Annotated in this window: 13 protein-coding genes; 8 read left to right on the top strand and 5 right to left on the bottom strand. The window is 38.2% G+C overall.

Features of this window, described 5'->3' with window-relative positions; translation table 11 throughout:
* The first annotated feature begins 128 nt into the window (after positions 1-128).
* Positions 129-1532, top strand: a complete 1404-nt coding sequence (locus ACOVQ4_RS18200) for a DUF3500 domain-containing protein (protein WP_421822039.1) — start codon at positions 129-131, stop codon at positions 1530-1532.
* Positions 1533-1816: 284 nt separating this feature from the next.
* The gene (locus ACOVQ4_RS18195; protein ID WP_421822038.1) at positions 1817-2920 is read left to right on the top strand and encodes a HupE/UreJ family protein; all 1104 of its coding nucleotides are present in this window, start codon (positions 1817-1819) and stop codon (positions 2918-2920) included.
* A 311-nt stretch (positions 2921-3231) separates the two neighbouring features.
* Here the strand turns inward: ACOVQ4_RS18195 and ACOVQ4_RS18190 are convergent, their stop codons facing one another.
* Positions 3232-4350, bottom strand: coding sequence for a trans-sulfuration enzyme family protein (locus tag ACOVQ4_RS18190; protein ID WP_421822037.1), 1119 nt, complete (start codon positions 4348-4350; stop codon positions 3232-3234).
* 234 nt (positions 4351-4584) lie between these two features.
* Between ACOVQ4_RS18190 and ACOVQ4_RS18185 the strand changes: the two genes are divergently transcribed.
* Positions 4585-6060: a Gfo/Idh/MocA family protein gene (locus ACOVQ4_RS18185; protein ID WP_421822036.1), complete on the top strand. Its 1476-nt coding sequence runs from the start codon at positions 4585-4587 to the stop codon at positions 6058-6060.
* 401 nt (positions 6061-6461) lie between these two features.
* Here ACOVQ4_RS18185 and ACOVQ4_RS18180 read toward each other — a convergent pair whose 3' ends face one another.
* Complete coding sequence (locus ACOVQ4_RS18180) at positions 6462-6761, bottom strand: LytR/AlgR family response regulator transcription factor (RefSeq protein WP_421822035.1); 300 nt, start codon at positions 6759-6761, stop codon at positions 6462-6464.
* Positions 6762-7083: 322 nt separating this feature from the next.
* On the opposite strand from ACOVQ4_RS18180, the gene ACOVQ4_RS18175 reads away from it, so the two are divergent.
* The 5 genes from ACOVQ4_RS18175 (at position 7084) to ACOVQ4_RS18155 (ending at position 15108) form a co-directional block, all read left to right on the top strand.
* Positions 7084-7605, top strand: a complete 522-nt coding sequence (locus tag ACOVQ4_RS18175) for a phosphoheptose isomerase (RefSeq protein WP_421822034.1) — start codon at positions 7084-7086, stop codon at positions 7603-7605.
* Positions 7606-8151: 546 nt separating this feature from the next.
* Positions 8152-8757 carry a TetR/AcrR family transcriptional regulator gene (locus ACOVQ4_RS18170; RefSeq protein WP_421822033.1) on the top strand — a complete coding sequence of 202 codons (606 nt, stop codon included), beginning with the start codon at positions 8152-8154 and terminating at the stop codon, positions 8755-8757.
* A 291-nt stretch (positions 8758-9048) separates the two neighbouring features.
* Positions 9049-10398 carry a TolC family protein gene (locus tag ACOVQ4_RS18165; RefSeq protein WP_421822032.1) on the top strand — a complete coding sequence of 450 codons (1350 nt, stop codon included), beginning with the start codon at positions 9049-9051 and terminating at the stop codon, positions 10396-10398.
* A gap of 31 nt (positions 10399-10429) precedes the next feature.
* A complete protein-coding gene (locus tag ACOVQ4_RS18160) occupies positions 10430-11545 on the top strand; it encodes an efflux RND transporter periplasmic adaptor subunit (RefSeq protein ID WP_421822031.1) in 1116 nt (371 codons plus the stop codon).
* A gap of 206 nt (positions 11546-11751) precedes the next feature.
* Positions 11752-15108: an efflux RND transporter permease subunit gene (locus ACOVQ4_RS18155; protein ID WP_421822068.1), complete on the top strand. Its 3357-nt coding sequence runs from the start codon at positions 11752-11754 to the stop codon at positions 15106-15108.
* A gap of 55 nt (positions 15109-15163) precedes the next feature.
* On the opposite strand, the gene ACOVQ4_RS18150 is transcribed toward ACOVQ4_RS18155, so the two are convergent.
* From ACOVQ4_RS18150 to ACOVQ4_RS18140, 3 genes are all read right to left on the bottom strand, one after another.
* Positions 15164-16267, bottom strand: coding sequence for a Fic family protein (locus ACOVQ4_RS18150; RefSeq protein WP_421822030.1), 1104 nt, complete (start codon positions 16265-16267; stop codon positions 15164-15166).
* 214 nt (positions 16268-16481) lie between these two features.
* Positions 16482-18275 carry a MutS-related protein gene (locus tag ACOVQ4_RS18145; protein WP_421822029.1) on the bottom strand — a complete coding sequence of 598 codons (1794 nt, stop codon included), beginning with the start codon at positions 18273-18275 and terminating at the stop codon, positions 16482-16484.
* 158 nt (positions 18276-18433) lie between these two features.
* Positions 18434-21637 (bottom strand): S41 family peptidase, encoded by a 3204-nt coding sequence (locus ACOVQ4_RS18140; protein ID WP_421822028.1) that lies wholly within the window; start codon positions 21635-21637, stop codon positions 18434-18436.
* Positions 21638-21710: the final 73 nt, after the last annotated feature.

The following is a 21710-nucleotide window of genomic DNA, read 5'->3' as shown; positions in this document are numbered from 1 at the left end:
TATAAAATCCTCTTTTGGGCGATTCACCTACTGATTTTTCCTGTTCACTTTTAATCTACTATTTTTCAATAACGAACGCTCATATTCTCAAGTCACAGGTGTGTAATCAATCAAACCCAATCAAGGATATGAAATTCAAAATCACTATTGCAATCGCAATTTTATTTGCCACATTAATAGCTGTAAGTTGCAAACAAGACGACTCTGTAGTTTCGTCTTCGGCCACAGCATCTATCTCTGCCTTAAACTGCTCTTCTGCGACATTTTCGGCTACTCCTGTAGCTGGTACTGCGTTTACAGGTACTGCCACTGTGCCTTATACAGGTGGTAATGGAGGGTCGTATGCCACGGGTACTGCTATTTCGTCGTCGGGTGTAACTGGACTTACGGCCACTCTCACCGCTGGAACATTGGCGTCTGGGGCAGGCTCGGTGATATTTGCCATTACTGGTACTCCAGCTACGAGTGGTACTGCTACTTTTGCGATTACCGTCGCAGGCCAATCATGCACTATCTCCTTGACGGTGAATACTACTAGCTCGGGTACTTCGGGTTCTGGTGGAACTGGTACAACTTGGTCAATAGATACCGATATCACCAATATAGTAGCAATGGCTGAAGCCTTTAAAGCTACGCTTTCTTCTACGCAAATTACTTCGTTACAGGATACTTACAACAAAAGCCATGCTCAGAAATGGTCTAACCTTCCCGAAGGATTGTATCGTGGTCGCTCGGGTTTACAGACCAGTACTTTGAGTACAACACAATGGACAGCTTTTTATAATTTATTAAAAGTAGCTACAAGTTCAGTAACCAATGAAGGTAATGCCGAATATTTAGGCATTCTGGCGGCGGATGACTACTTGAACTCGATTGGTGGAGGTTCAGATTATGGATCTGGCAACTACTATATTGCTTTTATAGGAACCCCAAGTACAACAGGCCTTTGGTGCTTGCAGATAGGCGGTCACCACGGAACAATTATTTATACTTACAATGGTGGAAAAATGACAGGTGGTACCCCTTCGTTTCGTTCTACCGAGCCATTCCCTACTTATACATGGAAAACAGTCACATACAATCCCATGCAACAAGAACTAACTGCATTAGCTAATATGTTGAATGGGCTAAGTTCAACAGAATTAGCAACAGCGAAGCGTTCAGCGGCTCAGAATGATTTGATTTTGGGACCTGCTCAAGATGACAAGTTTCCCACTACTAAAACTGGTATAAAAGTAGGAAACTTGACTGCTGCCAAGCAAGAGTTGGTATTAGCGGCTATCAAAACTTACACAGATGATTTGGATGACAAAGCTGCTGCTGCGGTTTACGCAAAATATAAAGCTGATATAGCAGATACCTATATTTCTTATTATGGAAATACCAGTTTGACAAATAGTGGCGACTATGTACTAATCGACGGTCCTAATGTATGGATTGAATTTTCGATGCAAGGAGGTATTATCGTTCGAAACGCGAATCATCCTCACTCTGTGTGGAGAGATAGAAAAGCTGATTATGGTAGCAACTAGGTGGTATTAATGCTGAATTGCGAGTGGTGAATTGTGAATGTAAATTTTTTTTAGTAATCAGTCATGAGGATTCGGTAACCATATTTCAATCATTTTCTGTAGAAACATTTTATAGTTTTAGACTAAATCTTAATGTGGGTAAAGTGGATAAGATTTTGCCCACATACGTAAGCTCAAAACTCTACATTCCCAACTCATCACTTTTACTTATGTCGTCCGTTAAGCTTAAATCGTTATATCTTCTTTTTTTCTTTTTAGGAAAATTTCAACTTTTTAGCCACCCTATGCCAAGTTCGATGGTTGTGCTGAAGGTACATGAAAAAAGTATTTCAGGAGAAATACAATTACCTTTAGGAGAGCTTCAATCTGCTATTGGTATGAGCGTAAATGACCATTCAGAACATTTGGTTGAGCGTCTTGGAGATACGCTACGTCATTATTTGATGGCACATATTCGCCCAAAGAGTTTTGATGGCAAGGCTTGGGCAGTTACATTAGGGAAAATGTGGGTAACTGAGGAAAAAACAAATCGTGCCACGGGCGACTATAAAGAGCTGATCGTTGAGTTTATGATAACGCCACCATTGAATTATGATTTACGCAATTTTTACTTTGATTATGATGTAATCTTGCATCAAGTAGCTAGTCATCAAATTTTGGTAAATATCAAAGAAGACTGGCAACAAGGTTTGGTTTCGGAGGATTCAACTTTACAACAAATTGGCGTAATTGCTTTAGACGTGCCTACGGGTAAGATTCCCGTTTTTCAGGTCAGTCTACAGCAAGGAAGTGCTTGGCGTGGATTCAAGAATATGGTAGTGTTGGGCATTGAGCATATTGCCGAAGGTACCGATCATATTTTGTTTATATTGACACTTCTTTTACCCGCAATGTTGATGCTTGAGGGTAAAAAGTGGGGAGCCTACAAAGGCTTAAAACCAAGCTTATTGTCTTTACTCAAAATAGTAACTGCCTTTACTATCGGGCATTCTATCACTTTATTGTTAGGGGCTTCTCAATGGTTGAGTTTACCCGTAAAGCCTATTGAAGTTTGCATTGCTATTACCATTTTGGTTTCGGCCATACATGCATTCAAACCTATTTATCCTCAAAAAGAAGTCTTAATTGCAGGAGGTTTTGGGTTAATTCATGGAATGGCTTTTGCCGAAACTCTGACTAATTTAGAGCTTAGCGTCAAACAAATGATATTGAGTATTTTGGGTTTTAATGTTGGTATCGAGCTAATGCAACTAGGTATTATTCTGATTATGTTTCCTTTTTTGATTTGGCTGTCTCAAACTCGATTTTATACAGTTTTTCGCCAGATTAGTGCTTTTCTGATGATAGGAATGGCATTGATTTGGATGCTAGAGCGTATCATTGAGTAAGCTTTGTAAAAAAAGACCAGATTCCTGAGCTTTCGGCTTTCAAGTATGGGCAATCTGCAAAAGTATTTATTCAGAAATCTGGGCTGAATAGTAGGAAAGATTAAATTAATAGTAAATCTGAAGTGGAATTTGACTATAACCTTTTGATGATGAATATATTCAAATAACCAATATTATTAACTAATAATATTTTCCTACTTAGATAATAAAATTTTAAAAACTTCACTCATAAGGATTGGAGAAAATACATTGGATATCATACTTTCACTCGTATTGGTATCAATTACTCAAATACCTACCTTAATTTTATCCTACAAGAGTGCCTGAGCCCAATCGGCTAAGATATCCTCTATATTTTCTAGTCCTACCGAAACACGCAATAAATTGTCTGGAGTAGGACTTGAAGGACCTTCTACTGACTTACGATGCTCGATTAGGCTTTCGACCCCTCCCAGACTAGTAGCAGTTGTAAAGAGCTGTAATTTACCTGTCACATTCATGGCATTTTGTGCGTCACCTTTGATTTGTACAGAAAGCATAGCTCCCGGTTCTGACATTTGCTGTAGAGCAACAGCATATTGTGGATGTGAAGGCAAACCAGGGTAATGTACCGCTTCAATGGCAGGATGCTGGGCAAGATACTCGGCTAATTGCTTGGCATTTGCTGTCTGTGCTTTTACTCTCAATGGCAAGGTTTTGATACCCCTAGCCACCAACCAACATTCGAATGGAGAAGGTACTCCACCTGTAAGCTTTTGAATATTTCTGATTTTTGTAGATAACTCTCCTTCCTCCTTCAAAATCAGAGCACCCCCAAGTACGTCGCCATGACCTCCAAAATATTTAGTGGTAGAATGCATCACAATATCGGCGCCCAATAAAAGAGGACGTTGTAAAACTGGTGTTGCCCAAGTATTGTCTACAGCGCATAATATACCATGTTGATGTGCTAAAGCTGCGATAGCAGAGATATCCGAAATTTTCAATTGAGGATTAGAAGGAGTTTCTAGCCAAATTAGCTTGGTATTTGTTTGAATAGCATTTTTTACAGCCTCCAAATCCGTTGTATCTACTTTTGTTAGGCTTAGTCCCCAATGCGAAAAGATATCTTCAATCAATACATTAGTAGCAAAATAGGCATCATCTGGTGTTATGATATGGTCGCCAGACTTAAACGCTTGAAAGAGCGCAGTAGTAGCTGCCATACCCGAGGCGAAGGCAAAGCCAACTTCGCCAGCTTCGAGCAATGCCAAGCTTTTTTCGAGTAACTGTCGATTGGGGTTGTCATTACGAGCATAAATATATCCATGCGCATACGAGCCATCTGTTTCTCGCTCAAAAGTGGTTGAGAGATATATAGGCGAAGCAACCGCACCAGCATTGGCATCGGTCATTTGCGTGCTTTTTATTGCTAAAGTTTCAATATTCATTCCGAAGGTTAGTTGATAAAAGTTTGATATAAAGTAAATGCTAAAACTAGTTTTTTTGTTCTTACAAATTTAGTTCACTATTTTGGATTTTGTAACAATTTACCGATGCCGATATAAAAGGATAAAAAGTAAATCCGAACTCAATAGTTTTGAAAAAAGCACTTTTTACGTATATTTATAAGTCCTTCAAAACGACCTATTTCGTCTTCTTTTTTAACCTAATTTTCTATAGAAATGACTGACTCAACAAAATTGCCATCAGATAATGCTGGTAGTTCTTCAAGAAGGGATTTTTTAAAGGCCGCTTCTTTGACCCTCGGAAGTTTTTACATTGTTCCTCGCCATGTTCTTGGCAAAGGCTTCACTGCACCCTCTGACAAGTTAAATATCGCTGCTATTGGCTGTGGTGGTAAAGGCTGGACAGACTTAAACGGTGCTTGGGACAATGGCAAGAACAATATTGCTGCTCTTTGTGATGTAGACGACCGTCAGGCAGCTAATGCGATTAAGAAATTCCCGAATGCTAAGTATTACAAAGATTTTAGAAAATTATTTGAAGCTGAGAAAAACAATATTGATGCCGTAACGGTGTCTACGCCCGACCATACGCACTACGTAATTGCAATGGCTGCGATGCAAATGGGAAAACATGTTTACGTACAAAAGCCTTTAGCTCATAACATTGCTGAGGTTCGTAAAATGACTATTGCCGCTCGCGAAAATAAAGTGGTGTCTCAGATGGGAAACCAAGGTTCATCGGGCGATGGCGTTCGTCGTATGATGGAATGGTACAAAGCGGGTTTGATTGGTGAAGTCAATCGAGTTCATGCTTGGACAAACCGCCCTGTATGGCCACAAGGTTTAGCCAAACCACAAGGGAAATTTGATGTGCCCAGCGAATTGGACTGGGACTTGTGGTTGGGACCAGCCACTTACGAAGAGTACAACCCAGGATATCATCCATTCAACTGGCGTGGTTGGGTAAACTTCGGTACAGGTTCACTTGGCGATATGGCTTGTCACATGATGGATCCTCCTTATCGTGTTTTAGGACTTGGGTATCCTTCAGAGGTAGAATGTAGCATAAGTGATGTTTGGACAGGCCCTTTCAAACAAGGCTATTTCCCTGAAAGTTTTCCAGCGTCGTCGATGATTCACCTCAAGTTTCCAAGAAAAGGTAAAGAACCTGTAAAAATGACTTGGTATGATGGCGGTCTAATGCCAGAACGTCCAGAGGAAATTCCTGCCGATGTAAAATTGGGTGACTGGAGTGGTGGAGTGCTCCTAATGGGTACCAAAGGTGTCATGATGTGTGGTGTATATGGTGCCAATCCATCGCTTTGGCCAGAAGCTAAGCTCAAGGAAAAAGGTGACAAACTCCCAATTTCTATTCCAAGAGTTGTGGGCGCCGATAACGAAGGGCATTACCAACAATGGCTACAGGCTTGTCGTGATGGATATGGCAAACATCAACCATTAAGTTCATCATTTGACTATGCAGGGCCTATGTCCGAGACCGTATTGATGGGTAATTTGGCCATTCGTAGTTATTTTTATCGTACTCCGAAAAAGGATAAACAGTGGCTACAAGAATATGATTATCCTGGTCGTAAAAAGCTGTTATGGGATGGAGAAAATATGCGTATTACCAATTTTGAAGAGGCAAACCAATTTGTAAAAAGAGAATATCGTCAAGGTTGGAGTATGTAAGTATTATTTCGGACTCGGGATTTCTGATTGCGGAAATATAAAATTACCTCATTACTTTCCACAATCAGAAATCTCAAATCCGAAACCGTTCTAAGGTTTTTGTAAAACTCTGATTTTTAGTGTTTTAACTCATAAACAAACATAAATCATTCCTAATTAGCGATTGAGTGATTATGTGAAAACCCGTAGAGACGCAATGATTGCGTCTCAATGATTGCGCCCAAGTCATTTGTATCGAGCATAATAGCATCAAAAAAGCGGTCGAAAAATAGGTTTTCGACCGCTTTTTTGTAAAAACTTGGAGAATAATCCTAATCCTAAACATTCGGGATGACTTATGTTTTCTGTTAAGTAAATCGTATCGATGTTCTCATTAGTATCTCGTTATTTTTAATCAGTTTCTAAACATTTCTTCTTCTGCGACGGGCAATGGGCAAAATACTTTTATCGAGCAATTCTACGTAGTCTTTGTGTATGGAGCTAATGTACTGGCGATTGACAAGGTGTTTACGACTAATACGCACAAAACCTTCGTCGGTTTTCGTAGCAACTCGTCCGATAGTCTGTGCCATAATATCTTTTCTACCTGTTTGTAAATACACGAAGGTATAATTGATGGAGCCTTCGAAATACATAATGTCTTGGGAAAAATAAAAGTATTTTCGCCCGATAGTTAAGCGAGGAGGTTGGGTAGTGTTCATGATGTGAGCTATTAATTTTTGGGAAACAAGGTTAATACAAATATCAAATTAGTGGCTCAGGCATCAAATACTTAGCGTTCAGTATTTTAGAAAGTGGCAAGAAATTGGAATTGTACTAATCGAAGATAGTTTTTAAGTAAAAATGAAATTATTTTAAGGTACATTATCTCTTCACAAAGGATTGTAACTTTGTGTCGATAACTCCATAATAGATAGACAAAAAGATGGATTTTTGGGGGAATACTCATATCTAATGGAGTATTATTTGCATTCTCAGGTCTCTTTCTCTTGAAAGTTTATCTATTTAATTAACAATTATCTTATGAACCTAAACATCTCTCCCAACTCAAGTAAAGAAGAAATTTTCGAACAAATTGCCTCAGAATTAGCAACCTTGGGGTTTAATGTTGTTAAGCAAGACCAAACTCGTCCTTGGGGTGGTTTTTTTGTAATTGACGAAACTCAAGCTCCTGCATTTGCAAGTACGTATTTCCCTCATTTGGAAATGTCTGAAATTCAGATTACCAATAAGTTAAGCCCCAAAATTTTGGTTGTAGCACCCGAAAAACGCCTTTCTTGGCAGTATCACTTTCGTCGTGCTGAGATTTGGAAAGTAATTGCTGGAACAACCGTGGGTGTAAAAATTAGCCCAACCGACGAAGAAGGCGACGAGGTAAAAAGATTGGAATCAGGTAGTTTTATCCAAATGGATAAGGGCGAACGTCACAGACTAATCGGTTTGGAATCGTGGGGAGTGGTTGCTGAAATTTGGCAACATACCGACCCCGAAACACCATCTGACGAAGAAGATATCGTACGTTTGCAAGATGACTTCGGTAGATAAGTCAGTTTTAGTGGTGAATTGTGAGTGATGAATTGCGAATGTAAAATTTATAACTCATAATTCAGCACTAATAATTAGTTAGTAAAATAAAATTTAAGTTTTATGTTGAAGGCAACAGGCGCTAGGCAAAGAGTGTTAAATTGTGCTTGCCTAATGCCTTAAAGCCGAGTGCTTCAATCTGGTATCATCATTGAATACTTACAGTCTTTCCCATTATAGTTTGCCACTGTTGATCTTCATTATCGCTGCATAGCCCCTTTCCATCATTATGTACGCCTTGTCAAAATACAATTTATTATAAAATATCATAATATAGTTATATTTTTCAAAATCTTCTTTATCAAGGCTTTACCATTTATCCATACCCATTTCCATTCATCATACTGGTAGGACTTTTCTACAAAAAATCACAGAAAACTTTGAACCTTTTTATAGTTTCCATAGTTTTGCCTTTGGAAACTATAAGAAACCAAATAGTTTCCAGCCTCTGCTAAACTTGCAAAATCAGCCACACTATCAAGACTTTAGCAATTTTAACAATTAGAAATGAAGGAAAGAATTATTGAAACCAGCGGTCGTTTATTTATGCGTTATGGGGTAAAATCTATAACGATGGATGACATTGCCAAGGAGTTGGGGATTTCTAAAAAAACCATTTATCAACATTTTTCGGATAAAGACGAAATAGTTTTTCAGGTTGCGGTACATCTATTAGAGGAAGATAAGAGTGAGTATCAAACCATGACGGATACTTCGAAGAATGTGGTCGAAAAGATGGTTAAGACCATCGAAATGTTAAAAAAATCTTTTTGTGAAATCAACCCAACGATGCTTTATGACATCAAGAAATACCACCCTCGTGCATGGAATTTATTCATGGAGCACAAACAGAATTTTATTCTGACTCAAATGATTAGAGACCTTGAAAAAGGTATCTCTGATGGCTTGTTTAGACCAGAAATCAAAGTAGAAATTATAGCCAAAATACACCTAGAATCAATTTTTATTGCATTTGATATGCAAGTTTTTCCACCTGATAGATTTTCGTTTATTGAAGTTCAAATCGCCTTGATTGACCATTTTATTAGAGGTGTTTTGTCAGACGAAGGTCTCAAATTATATAATAACTATCTCAATCTGTTAAGTGAATGAGTGATGAATAATTAGGGGTGTAAAAAGGTTTTTAAAACTGTTTATTTCGGATATCGGATGTTGGATTTCGAAAGTGTATGCTTCTATATTTTGTAAGAAATAAGGGCGTTTTGCTTTATTTCCGAAATCAGAAATGCCAAATCTGAAATTGTTGGAAATCCTAAGTACAGGATTAATGGATAATCAGCGATTTGGTATGTTTTTCTACTACATACAAATATTCAATTATTCTTTTTCTCAAGTCACAATGCATATATGTTCTTTAAAATTTTACTAATTATCTAGTCAAAAATGAAAACTAAACTTAAAAGTAGCTTACTGACTTTCAGTATATTGCTTACTTCGGTAGTAGCGCGTGCCCAACAAAGCTACACCCTCAAGGAAGCGATAGATTATGCAGTAAAGAACCATTCGAATGTAAAAACCGCACAGCTTGATGTATTGAATGCCAGCGCCAAGGTAAATGAAATCAAAGCGATGGGATTGCCACAGGTAAATGCAAATATTGGGTATACCAACAACCTTATTATTCAGAGGGTATTTATTCCAGCCAGAACATTTGACCCAAATGCAAAAGAAGGCGATGTGGTAGCTGCCGAATTTGGGGTCCGTAATAGTGGTAGTGCCGTAGCGAGCTTGAGCCAATTATTGTTTGATGGTTCGTATACTTTGGGCTTAAAAGCGGCTGACGTTTACAAAGAGTTATCAGCCAAGTCACTTACTCAAACCAAACAGCAAATTGCTGAAAATGTGACGAAGGCCTACTATGGTATTCTTGTCAATGAGGAGCGTTTAGAGATTCTTAGGCTCAATATTGGTCGCCTTGATTCACTTTTCAATCAAACCAAAGCATTGAATCAACAAGGATTTGTTGAAAAACTCGACGTACAACGATTAGAGGTACAAAAAAATAACCTTTCGATTGAATACAAAAATGTAGAGCGTTTGCAGGAATTGAGTTATAACTTACTCAAGTTTCAGATGGGTTTACCCCTAACAGAACCAGTGGCCGTAACCGACAAATTGAGCAGTGTCAACTTAAATGAATTTTTACCAGAAAACGAAACACCTTTCCAATATGGTGACCGTATAGAATATTCGATGTTGCAAACACAAGATCGTTTGGCCCAATTAGATTTGAAAAATCAAAAGGCAGGTTATTTGCCAAAAGTGTATCTGACAAGTACGTATGGGTATTCGACGGGGCGTCCACAATTTGGCGATTTAATTACAAAACCTTGGTTTAACGCCGCTACACTTGGCTTTTCTATCCAAGTTCCAATTTTTGACGGTTTCTCGAAAAAATACAAAATTATTCAAGCCGCGAATGCCGTACAGAAGATTAAAGAAAACTTTAATTTCTTACAAAATAGTATTGACTTGCAGGTAAAACAAGGTCAGATTACCTTGAAAAATGCCTACGAAACACTTCAAGAACAAAAACATAATATGGATTTGGCCAAAGAGGTTGTGCGTGTTACCAAAATCAAATATGAACAAGGTGTTGGTACAAACTTAGAATTAGTCAATGCCGAATCGTCATACAAAGAAGCTCAAAATAATTATTTTGCTACATTATACAATGTCCTAATTGCTAAGGTTGACCTTGATAAAGCCAAAGGCAAACTATATGTAGAATAATCCCTAATATTAAAATCGCAAAAAAGAAATAATGAAAAAGCAATACTTAGCAATAGCCTCTGCCTTATTTTTATTGGCAGCCTGCAATAAGCCAACAGATAAGAAAGCCGAATTGGAAGCCTTAAAAGCTCAAAAACAGGAAATTGAAACCAAAATCAAAGGTTTAGAGAAAGAATTAGGCAAAACAGAGAAAAAAGAGGAGCAAAAAATTGTAACGGTATCGGTAAGCCCAGTTCAACCACAAAGCTTCAAACACTTTGTTGAAGTCCAAGGGTTGGTAAGCTCCGAAAATATTGTACAAGTTACTCCACAAATGAGTGGACAACTAACTAGCGTGTTAGTAAGTGTTGGCCAAGCTGTAAAAAAAGGTCAATTAGTAGCTACAATCGACAATACTGTATTAAAGCAGTCGATGGCCGAAATCAAGCAACAGTTAGACCTTGCTGTTACGCTTTTCAACAAACAAAAAGCCCTTTGGGATCAACAAATTGGTACGGAGGTACAATACTTACAAGCAAAAGCCAATAAAGAAGCGCTTGAAAAACGTATTGTAACGATGGAAGCTCAATTGGCAATGACTAAAGTATATGCGCCAATCGCTGGCACAGTTGAGGTAGTTCGCCAAAAGGTAGGTGAAATGGGTATGCCAGGTCAGCCTATTTTTCAATTGGTAAACGTTGGGAATTTGAAAGTTGTAGGTAAAGTAGCTGATACTTATTTAGGTTCTGTAAAACGAGGAGATGCATTAAATGTGAAATTCCCAGATATCAATAAGGAGTTGAACACAAAAGTTGGGGTTGTAGATGCACTAGTAGATCCTGTTTCAAGAACTTTTGGCGTAGAAGCTAAAGTGCCAAACTTGGGTGGACAATTAAAGCCAAACCAAGTGGCCATTATGACTATCAACGATTTGTCAAAAGCTAATTCGATTGTGATTCTTCAAAACCTAATTCAGAATACAGAGTTAGGCGATATTGTTTATGTAGCTGTTACCGAAAATGGTAAAAAAGTAGCGCGTGGTCGTAAAGTAAAAACGGGTTTGAGCTATAATGGTAATATCGAAATCATCGAAGGACTTTCGGCTGGAGAGCTTTTGATTACGCAAGGATATCAAGACCTAGTTGATGGTACTCCGTTGAGCTACTAATCTAGATAAATATCTGGATTGTGGAAAACAATTAGTTATCCACAATCCAAATTCAATCGCATCATTTCTAAGGATAAATAGGTAAGAAATACTTGCCAACAGACCATAGCGTAAAAACCGATGGCTGTATAACTATCTGTATTAAAATGGAAAATCAAGAAAAAGATATACAAGAATTACCTCATGGTAGTGGTGGAATCTATAAGATGATTGGATGGCTAGCCTCCAATCAAACCACCGTTTACCTGTTCACCTTTATGGTGTTTTTGGCGGGTTTAGGTATCTATAGAAGCCTACCCAAAGAACAATTCCCTGATATTAAAGTACCACAAATTTATGTGCAAACTATTTATTTTGGTACAACCCCTGCGGATATTGAAAACGTAATCAACAAGCCTATTGAAAAACAACTAAAGACGATTCAAGGGGTAAAACGTATCAAATCAAACGCCTTGCAAGATGTATCGGTTATTCTTGTAGAATTTAACCCCAACGTCAAAGTTGAAGATGCATTGCAACGAGTACGAGATGCGGTAGATAAATCGAAGAAAGATTTACCGCAAAAGCTAGATTCAGGGCCAACAGCGCAAGATGTGAACTTTTCGGAATTTCCGATTATGAATATCAATTTGGCGGGTAATTATCCATTAGGAAAACTGAAAGATTATGCAGAAGAGCTACAAGACTTGATTGAGGGTTTGCCTGAGATTACCCGTGTGGATATCGTGGGTGCTTTGAACCGCGAAATCCAAATCAATCTTGATTTGTACAAAGCTCAGGCTTCAGGATTATCCTTTACTGATATCCAAATGGCTGTTCAAGGCGAAAATATCAATATTTCAGGTGGCGACTTGAATGTAGAAGGCGTACGCCGTACACTTCGTGTTAAGGGCGAGTTTAAGACAGTCGATCAAATTGCTAATATTATGTTACGCTCTTCATCGGGTGCCATGATTCGCCTTGGTGATGTGGCAGAAGTAGTTGATAGTCATGAGGAACGTCAGGATTTTGCTCGTTTAGATAACCGTTCGGTTATTACGCTCAACGTTATTAAACGAAGCGGAGCAAACTTGATTTCAGCTTCTGAGCAGATTGAAAAGATTTTGGACAAATATGAGGAAACTCGTTTGCCACAGGGGGTTAAGGTTCAAATTACCGCCGACTCATCAGAACGTACCAAATCTGATATTGATGACTTGGTAAATACCGTAATTTTAGGCTTTTTATTTGTAGTATTTGTATTGATGTTCTTCATGGGTGTGCGCGATGCCATCTTTGTGGGTTTGTCGGTACCATTATCTGCGTTAATTGCCTTTATTCCTTTGTATTTCTCTGGCTTTACGCTCAATACCATTGTATTGTTTGCTTTCTTACTAGGCTTGGGTATTGTGGTAGACGATGCCATTGTGGTAATCGAAAACTCTCACCGTATCTTTAACCAATTCCGTAAGTTGAGTATTGTTGAAGCCGTAAAATTAGCAGCATCGGAAGTGTTCTTACCTGTATTGTCAGGTACGCTTACCACGATTGCGCCATTTGTACCGTTGTTGTTTTGGCCTGGTATTGTAGGTGAGTTTATGAAATTTTTACCTATTACCTTGATTTATACGTTGTTTGCCTCTTTGTTGGTGGCCTATGTCATGAACCCTGTTTTTGCGGTATCATTTATGAAACGTCACGATGAAGAAACACATCACGTAGAAGGTATACAGTCATTAAAGAAACCGTTGATTATAATGGGATTGTTGGCAGTGGTAGGCTATTTTATCAATTTTGGTCTAGGCAACTTGTTTGTGTTTATCATGGCCTTGTATCTATTCAACCATTTTATTCTGACACCAAAAATTATTTTACCTTTTCAAGAAAAGGCACTTCCTGCTTTCAAAAACCGCTATCGTGCGGTAGTTGCTTGGGTAATTCATGGCAAACGTCCTATTGGTGTTGTAATTGCTACTTTCGGTTTGTTAGTATTTACTTTTTTCATGATGGGGGTTGTTCAACCTAAAGTGATTTTCTTCCCGAGTGGTGACCCAGACTACGTGTACATTTACAATGTTATGCCAGTAGGTACAGATGCTCGTACCACAGACTCGGTAACTAAGATTATTGAGAAACGAGTGTTTGGTATTATCAAAAAAAATAAAGCAGAAGTCGCAGTAAACTCGGTTATTTCGAATGTTGGCAAAAATGCGGGAGACCCTTTCAACCCAGATCGCTCGGCAACCCCACAAAAATCAAAAGTAACAGTGGCTTTTGTGAAAAAGACAGAACGTGGTGAAATTTCTTCAGAAAAAATCTTGCAAGAAATTCGTGACGAACTCAAAAAATCGCCTCTTCCTGGTTGTGAAATTTCGGTAGAAAGAGAGCGTAACGGTCCTCCAACTGGTAAACCCATTGCTATTGAGATTGCAGGAGATGATTTTACTATTTTACAAAAATTAGAAAAAGACGTTAAAGACAGAATCGAAAAATCAGGTATCAAAGGAATCGATGAACTAAAAAGTGATTTGATTACCAACAAGCCAGAAATTATCGTAGACGTTGATAAACAAAAAGCCCAAAGAGAAGGTATTTCTTCTTCACAAGTAGCCTTGGCTATTCGTACAGCCTTATTTGGTTCTGAAATTTCAAAGTTCCGTGACGATAAGGACGAGTATCCTATTCAGTTGCGAATCAAACAAAGTGATCGTAATCAAATCGAGAAACTTTTGAGCTTGAACATCACTTATCGTGATATGACTATGGGAGGCGTTTTGCGCCAAGTGCCTTTGAACTCAATCGCAACGATTAGCTATTCAACCACTTTTAGCCAAATTAACCGTAAAAATCAGCAACGTGTGATTACCCTTGGTTCGGATGTTGTGGCTGGATACAACGCCAACCAAATCGTAGCTCAAATAACAGATTTGATTAAAGATGTTGAGATACCAAGTGGTTATACAGTGAAAATGGGAGGTGAACAAGAAGAACAAGCCGAAACAGCTAACTTCTTGGGTGTAGCATTTGGTGGTGCTATCTTATTGATTTTCTTGGTGTTGACCATTCAGTTTAACTCACTTTCGAAGCCTATAATCATCTTTGGTACAATCTTACTATCGCTGATTGGGGTTTTACTAGGCTTTATGGCATTCGGAATGACTTTCTCTGTAATCATGTCGGGTGTAGGTATTATTGCTTTGGCAGGTATTGTAGTGAAAAACGGTATCCTCCTCATAGAGTTTACCGACGAACTACGAGGTCGTGGATATGAATTGAAAGAAGCCATTATCGAAGCTGGTAGCGTACGTTTGACACCAGTATTGTTGACAGCCTCTGCGGCTATCTTGGGTCTTGTACCATTAGCGGTAGGTTTGAGTATCGACTTCGTAACGATGTTTACCGAATTCAATCCACATATTGCTTTTGGTGGTGACAGTGCGGTATTCTGGGGTATTTTGGCATGGACCATTATCTTCGGTTTAAGTTTCTCGACAGTACTTACACTCGTAATCGTGCCATGTATGTACTACATCAACGAACGAGTTCGTATCAAGTATTTCCGTAAGAAACCAGCGGTAGAGTAAAATAAAAAGGGGCTCAGATGTGTTTCTGATCCCCTTTTTTATTTGTTATACTTTTCTAAATATCCAATTGCTTATTCAACCAATAACGAGTACTTTTCAGTTCTCCAGTCTTTATTAGAATACCTAGATTTACTAACTCTTGCAAATCACGTGTAACAGTTGCTGCCGATGCCTGAGAAATACTTTGGTAGTTTTTAGCACTCAAACCTCCTTTAAAGCTTTCTATTCCTGCTTCAAATACTCTCAATAATACTTTTATTTGGCGATTGTTTAGCTGAGTTTGAAATTGATTAAACAGTTTTACTTTCAGTAATATAAAATGGATTAATTGAATCGTATATTCTTGTGATTCTAGAACAGTCTGTGCAAAATAGGCAAGATACTTATCAATCTGTAGTTGATGATTACAATTTTGAATAGCCTCATAATAGGCTTTTTTCCTATTTTCAATAGCCTTTGCCATCGACATAAATATAGGTTTTCCCAAGCGTTGAGATATTGCTTTTTCGATTAAGGCTCGCCCTATACGTCCGTTTCCATCTTCAAATGGATGTATCATTTCAAAGTATAGATGTGTGATACCCGCAAAAGCTAACGTTGGAATATTCGTCTTAAGCTGGGTTCTGTACCAATAGATAAATTTATCCATTTCTGATGAAACTACATCCGAAGGCGGAGCTTCATAAAAAACTCTTGGATTGGAAAGGTTACCAGAAATAATTTGCATCGGTTCATTATGTAACCGATAGCCCCCAATATTGTCAACATCGCGTCTTCCATTCATGAGCATTTTATGCCATTCAAAAAGTATTTCATGAGTGAGCTCTGTGTCATAGTTTTGAAATAAATCAACCATCATTTCTGCTACGCCAGCAACGTTTGGTTCAACACCACGAAAGTCCGTTTGAAGCCCTAAATGTTTTTTAATGGAACTTTGTACAGAATCTCTATCCAAGATTTCCCCCTCTATACTTGAAGTCGAAAGCGCTTCTTGTGAAAGAATTTCTACTTTTAAAGTATTGAGACCTTCTCGCTCCACTACTTGTATCAGCCCTAAAATTTTACCAGCATTTAGTAAAAAATCAGATTCATATTGATACAATTTTGAGCTATCATATTCAAAATTTGCCCAATCCTTATGTTGCCAAACCCATGCCATGATGAATAACTTTAAGATTTATCAATCAAAAATACGCAATATTATGATTGATAAAAGTTATTTTATTCCTCATTTCCCTAAAACGATACCCTTTAGGCTGTAAGGCAATAGGCAAAAAATACTTAAATTCTATCAAAAAAACTATTTAACTTTTAGCTTACGGCGTATAGCTTAATGCCTATTGCGGGTAAATCAATTTAATTTTACCCTTTCCTTACATCTTTATTCCAATCTGAGCCATCAGCTGACTTGCGTTGAAACTTCTACAAATTCCTTGTTTGAGTGTGTAATCAAAAACTAATTTGCCATCTTTTACTTCTGAAGAAAAACTGTAGTTTTTTACAAAACCTTTTTCACTAAACTCATCGCCCAAATCAACATCGTGAGTCGAAATAAAACCTGAGGCTTGAGCATGATGCAATTGGAGCATCAGAGCCTTTGCACCATCGTGACGGTCTTTTGAATTGGTTCCTTTTAAGATTTCGTCTAGGAAATAGAAAGTTGGTAAGCTTTGCTTTTCGTTTACCCAATCGATGAGTTGTTTTAATCGTTTGAGTTCAGCATAAAAAGATGAGGTATCTTCTTCCAAAGAATCTTGCGTACGCATACTAGTAAATACTTGCATCACAGAGCACTCAAATTGTTGGGCACATACCACACTGCCAGTCAATGCCAAAATAGTATTGAGGGCTACTGTACGCTGAAAAGTACTTTTTCCAGACATATTCGAGCCAGTGATAATCACGCATTGTCCCAGCCCAACAATCTGAATATCATTACAAACACGTTTCTCGGCCTTAATTAAAGGGTGTCCCAATTGTGTAGCATGGATGATAAAATCTTTATCAGAAATTTGGGGAATAATATGGGAAGGATTTGCAAAACTATGTCCAGCCAAACTATTCAGTGCTTCAAATTCGCTCACAATAGCAATCCAGTGTGCCAAATGATTTTGATGTTTGGCTCGCCAATTTTCCAAATGAATAAAATAACGTAAATCCCATAGTGTCAACATACCAACAGAGAGGGCAAAAATGGGATTTTGACGATTGCCAATTCTTTCTAATAAAACACTCAATTCTTGAATATGAGCCGTTGCTTGATTAACTTCTGCTTGTAGTTTCTGTAAATGAGGATGTTTAAACTCGGGTACTGCAATACTTTTACACAAATTCGCATACGCTTTGAGCACATTTGCCACCGAAGAGGTTTTATCGAGATATAGCCCAAGCAACCCACTGACTTTTCTAAGAATAAAACCATGAATAATAAACACCGCCAAAATCCATTGTAATGGCAAAATATCTAAGATACAGGCCAATACCACAGGAATACTGAGATAGGGTAAATAGAGCAAATATCGTAAAGATTTTTGCTTTAAAACCTCAAAAGGAGCTAGTTGAAGCCACTCAAGGATAGGAGTAATAGGCTGATGTACATCTTCGATTTGCCAAGCATCTACTTCCAAATTCTGTCGCCAATCAATCATGTCTTTCAACTCAGAGGAACTCTCTTGACGTGTTGAAATAGTTGCCTGATTAGCAGGGTTTTGTAGCCAAGTGGCCAATATCTCCGCACCTGTGTAAGTACGAGTGCGATTGAGTAATTTGAAAATGGAATGCTTTCCAAAGATATCTAAATCTGAAGCATAAAAATGCTGTGCTTGTGCATAACCCTCTCCTGTTTCTGTTCTTACAAATTGACCTTTCAAACGGAGCGCTTCGTCCTCATTAAGATTGGTTAAGAGTTGATAACGTAGTTTTTGTGCCTTAATAGCCAAATGCTTGTTGATCATCCAAAGAAATACCCCGAAACCAACAACCAAAATTCCTAAAAAAATCCAAGGAGATAATGCTTCGAATGCCCAATAAGACAGGCCTCCCCAAGCGATAAAAAAGATAGCTCTCACAATGGCCCATTGATTATATTGAGCTTGTGTTTGTGTTTGAAGTGACTCGAAATATTGTTGTCTTTTTTGAAAAAAGTCAATTTGTGAATTGGATGACATATTGAAAAATAAACTCTTTTAATCAGGATTCTTTGAAATTGTTTGTATTGTAATCAGAATGCAAGTTAAGCCATGAAAATAACAATGGGAAAAATAAAAAGGGAATGATATAACAAAAGCTATCATTCCCTATGTCTCTTAAAAGTTCTAATCTCCTTTTATTTCAAGGATTTCAGGATTTCTTCTATCGCTTTATCTAATTGTGGGTCTTTGTTTTCAAGACGATCAGTAAACGTCTGAGGAATCGAAATATCTGGACTTACGCCTTCTTTTTCCAAATCTTTGCCATCTAAAGTATAACATCCCCAAGATGGTAAACGATAAAACGAGCCATCTACCAAACCTTTGCCCGAAGTAAAGATAATCCAACGATAGGTTTCTGTACCGATGATTTTACCAAGCTTCAATTGCTTGAAACCTTGCGCTGTCATTTCGGCGTCACTCAAGGATTGTTCATTGATTAACAAAACAATCGGTTTATCAGCAGGGTTAAAGTTGGGCTGAATGGTAAACTGTCCTTCACGATATTTCCATTTCAAATACGCACGCTGAGATAAGAAATTCAAGACCAAATCGTGGACATTTCCTCCTCTATTGTTACGAATATCAAAAATCAAACCTTCACGGTTATAGGCCTCTGAGGTAACGTCAATCATAAACTTCTCAAACTCGCCACGCCCCATATCACTCATGTGTACATAAGCAATGCGCTTATTCGACTTAGTATCTACATATTCCTGATTTTGGTCAATCCATTCGTCATACAAGCTACGAATCTGGGCATAACTACGCTGTGGATGTACTTTGGTCGTAAATGTTTTGCCGCTGCGCTCAAATGTCAAACTAATTTCGTCGTCCAGCGATGGTTTTGAGAAATAGAAATCACGATTGATATTGGTGTCAACGCTATCTGCATTTATCTTCACTAATTTATCTCCTGGGCGAATATCTTTATCTGTTTTGTCAGCAATAGAGTTTTTGATTACGTATTTTACGACAAAAGGATTTTCGTTTTCAAATACAATTCCTACGTTTTGAGAAACAGCTTTGTAAAAAGTAGCATCTTCGTCACCATCTGTCGAGAAACCTAAGTGCGAAGCGTTCAGTTCGCCTAGCATATCCATCAATAAAGTACGCAAGTCTGCTCTATTGTTGATGGCAGGTAAAAACTTCGCATATTTTTCTCTTGTTTTTACCCAATCCAAACCATTGAATTTTTCATCATAAAAATTCTCTTGTACACCCGCCCAAGCTTCATGGAACATTTGTTGGAACTCATTAGCTAAGTTTTTACGGAAAGTAAAATTCAAGTCTATTTTGTCAAGCTTATTGCCATCGAGATTGAGTTTATAAATATTTCCTCCAACCAATGCAAAGTATTTGCCATCAGCTACAGCAATTTCATAATCATATACAGTAGCACCTTCTACTTTTTCTGTTTTATTTTTAGCAAAAGGAGTTATAGTTGTTTTGTATAAAGCGCCATTTCCTCCCTCATGATTTGAAACAAAAAGTACCGAAGTTTTATCATCTTTCTGGAAAACAACAGGGCTATCTGCTGAGCCAAAATCAGGACTAATTTGCTCGAATCGCTGCATCAATCCCTCCATGTTGATGACAATAGGTACAATTTTAGGCGCTGGAGCAGGTTCTGGCTTTTTCTCTGGTTCTTTTTTGCCTTTAGCCTTTGTGTCTTTAGGTTCTTCTTTTTTATCGTCCTTTTTCTCTTCTTTCTTTTCTTCTTTAAATAAGTCATTAAACTTATCAGATTTGAAAGGGGTATCTATTTTACTCAAGGCAATTCGGTAAATACGCCCGTTGGTCAAACCAAATGGATAGCTAGCTTTGGTACGGTCAGATTCGAAATAGATATACTTGCTATCGGGCGACCAATACGGATTGGTTTCGGTAATACCTGTATTGGTTAAGTTAATGAGCTTTTTATCGGCCAAATGATACAAGAAAATATCTTGTTCAAAATTGCGATATGCCGAAAACATGACATATTCGCTATTTGGTGAGAAATAGGGTTTGGGGTTATAAAGCGCCCAAAGCTCTTCTTTTACGACTGTATTTGAAATAAGCGTTTTGAGGTCTAATACACGAATTTCATTTTTGCCGCTGATATATACCGCCTGAGTTTTCTCCTTATTGAAGGTGATATTTCGGTTATTTTGCTCGTCCGAAGTCAGTTGTTTCGCCTGACCTTTACCATCTGCCGAAATAGTAAAAAGGTTGTAATACCCTTTTTCGGTAGTTTGTGTAAAAAGTAGGGTTTTATTGTCTGAAAGCCATTTGACTTCTACCACACGACCATGTGCATCTGTTGGAATTTGAGCAATGTATTTCCCTTCAACATCTGAAACAAATAATGCCCCACGTGATGAATATGCCAATTTTTTACCATCTGTCGACACATCAAACCCAGCGATATTACCACTTACTTTAAAATCTTGCTCGTGTGGCAAAACGTAATTGCGCAGTGGATTAGGGTTAATTTTCTGAGAAGTCTTACTTGCAACATCATACACATACAATTGGTATTCTTTTTCAAAAACGACCTTTTGCCCGTTTGCACTCACTTGCGGACGTTTGATTGCCTCCGGGAATTGCGTCAAAGCGACCTTTTGTCCATTCTGGAAAGTGTATAAATTGTATTGACCATTGGCTTCGTCTGAGGCGAAATAGACATTACCACTGCGGTCGATGCTTGCCCAAAGGTCTTTACCGATGTAATTGGTATAGCGCTTGTAAGCTTTAGTTTTAGGGTTGTAAGATTGAATATCTGGATTAAACGCCCCTTTATAGCCTTTACGAGTGCTCTGGTTATCACTTTCCCAAGTATCATTGAAGAAAATCTCGCCCGTAGTTGGGTGTTCGGCTACGTTGTGGATACGATTGAAAAAGTGTGAGAATAAACGTACTGGCGTCCCACCATTGATAGCAAGTTTGTAGGCAGTTCCATCATTTTGTGCCCCCGAACTCAAGTAAATACTTTTCGAATCCCATGACCAAGATTCTACATAATCTTGGGTATCATGGAAGGTTAATTGACGAATGGCACCGCCTTCGAGCGGCATCACATACACATCTGGGTTGCCGTATTGCGAGCCTGTAAAAGCCAACCATTTTCCATCAGGAGAGATTTTCGGGCGGCTTTCTGTACCTCGCATAGCTGTGAGGCGAGTTGAGACTTTGGTATTGAGGTCTGTTTTCCAGATGTCTCCTTCAAAACAATATACAAGGGTTTGCGCATCAGGGCTGATTGAAGGGAAAGAAGCAAAATAGGTTTCGCTATTTTGCGCCACAATCGCCTGAGATACTAATCCCGCCGCAAGCGAGAATAAAGTAGTTTTTAACATAATTTCAGGTTTGAAATAAGATGATGAAATGAGTTTGTTGAGGGGTCAGGCACCAGGCAAAGAGGCAAGAGTG

Origin of the sequence: Flectobacillus sp. (genome assembly GCF_049240685.1) — a bacterium.
Lineage (GTDB): Bacteria > Bacteroidota > Bacteroidia > Cytophagales > Spirosomataceae > Flectobacillus.
Note: the sequence above shows the minus strand (reverse complement) of the source record. Positions and strands in the feature narration are given on the sequence as shown.

What these genes read in the sequence shown, in the direction of transcription:
- ACOVQ4_RS18160 (WP_421822031.1), top strand. Translation starts at nt 10,430, where the DNA reads ATGAAAAAGCAATACTTAGCAATAGCCTCTGCCTTATTTTTATTGGCA.
- ACOVQ4_RS18190 (WP_421822037.1), bottom strand. Translation starts at nt 4,350, where the DNA reads ATGAATATTGAAACTTTAGCAATAAAAAGCACGCAAATGACCGATGCC.
- ACOVQ4_RS18140 (WP_421822028.1), bottom strand. Translation starts at nt 21,637, where the DNA reads ATGTTAAAAACTACTTTATTCTCGCTTGCGGCGGGATTAGTATCTCAG.
- ACOVQ4_RS18180 (WP_421822035.1), bottom strand. Translation starts at nt 6,761, where the DNA reads ATGAACACTACCCAACCTCCTCGCTTAACTATCGGGCGAAAATACTTT.
- ACOVQ4_RS18175 (WP_421822034.1), top strand. Translation starts at nt 7,084, where the DNA reads ATGAACCTAAACATCTCTCCCAACTCAAGTAAAGAAGAAATTTTCGAA.
- ACOVQ4_RS18145 (WP_421822029.1), bottom strand. Translation starts at nt 18,275, where the DNA reads ATGTCATCCAATTCACAAATTGACTTTTTTCAAAAAAGACAACAATAT.
- ACOVQ4_RS18155 (WP_421822068.1), top strand. Translation starts at nt 11,752, where the DNA reads ATGATTGGATGGCTAGCCTCCAATCAAACCACCGTTTACCTGTTCACC.
- ACOVQ4_RS18195 (WP_421822038.1), top strand. Translation starts at nt 1,817, where the DNA reads ATGCCAAGTTCGATGGTTGTGCTGAAGGTACATGAAAAAAGTATTTCA.
- ACOVQ4_RS18185 (WP_421822036.1), top strand. Translation starts at nt 4,585, where the DNA reads ATGACTGACTCAACAAAATTGCCATCAGATAATGCTGGTAGTTCTTCA.
- ACOVQ4_RS18150 (WP_421822030.1), bottom strand. Translation starts at nt 16,267, where the DNA reads ATGGCATGGGTTTGGCAACATAAGGATTGGGCAAATTTTGAATATGAT.
- ACOVQ4_RS18170 (WP_421822033.1), top strand. Translation starts at nt 8,152, where the DNA reads ATGAAGGAAAGAATTATTGAAACCAGCGGTCGTTTATTTATGCGTTAT.
- ACOVQ4_RS18165 (WP_421822032.1), top strand. Translation starts at nt 9,049, where the DNA reads ATGAAAACTAAACTTAAAAGTAGCTTACTGACTTTCAGTATATTGCTT.
- ACOVQ4_RS18200 (WP_421822039.1), top strand. Translation starts at nt 129, where the DNA reads ATGAAATTCAAAATCACTATTGCAATCGCAATTTTATTTGCCACATTA.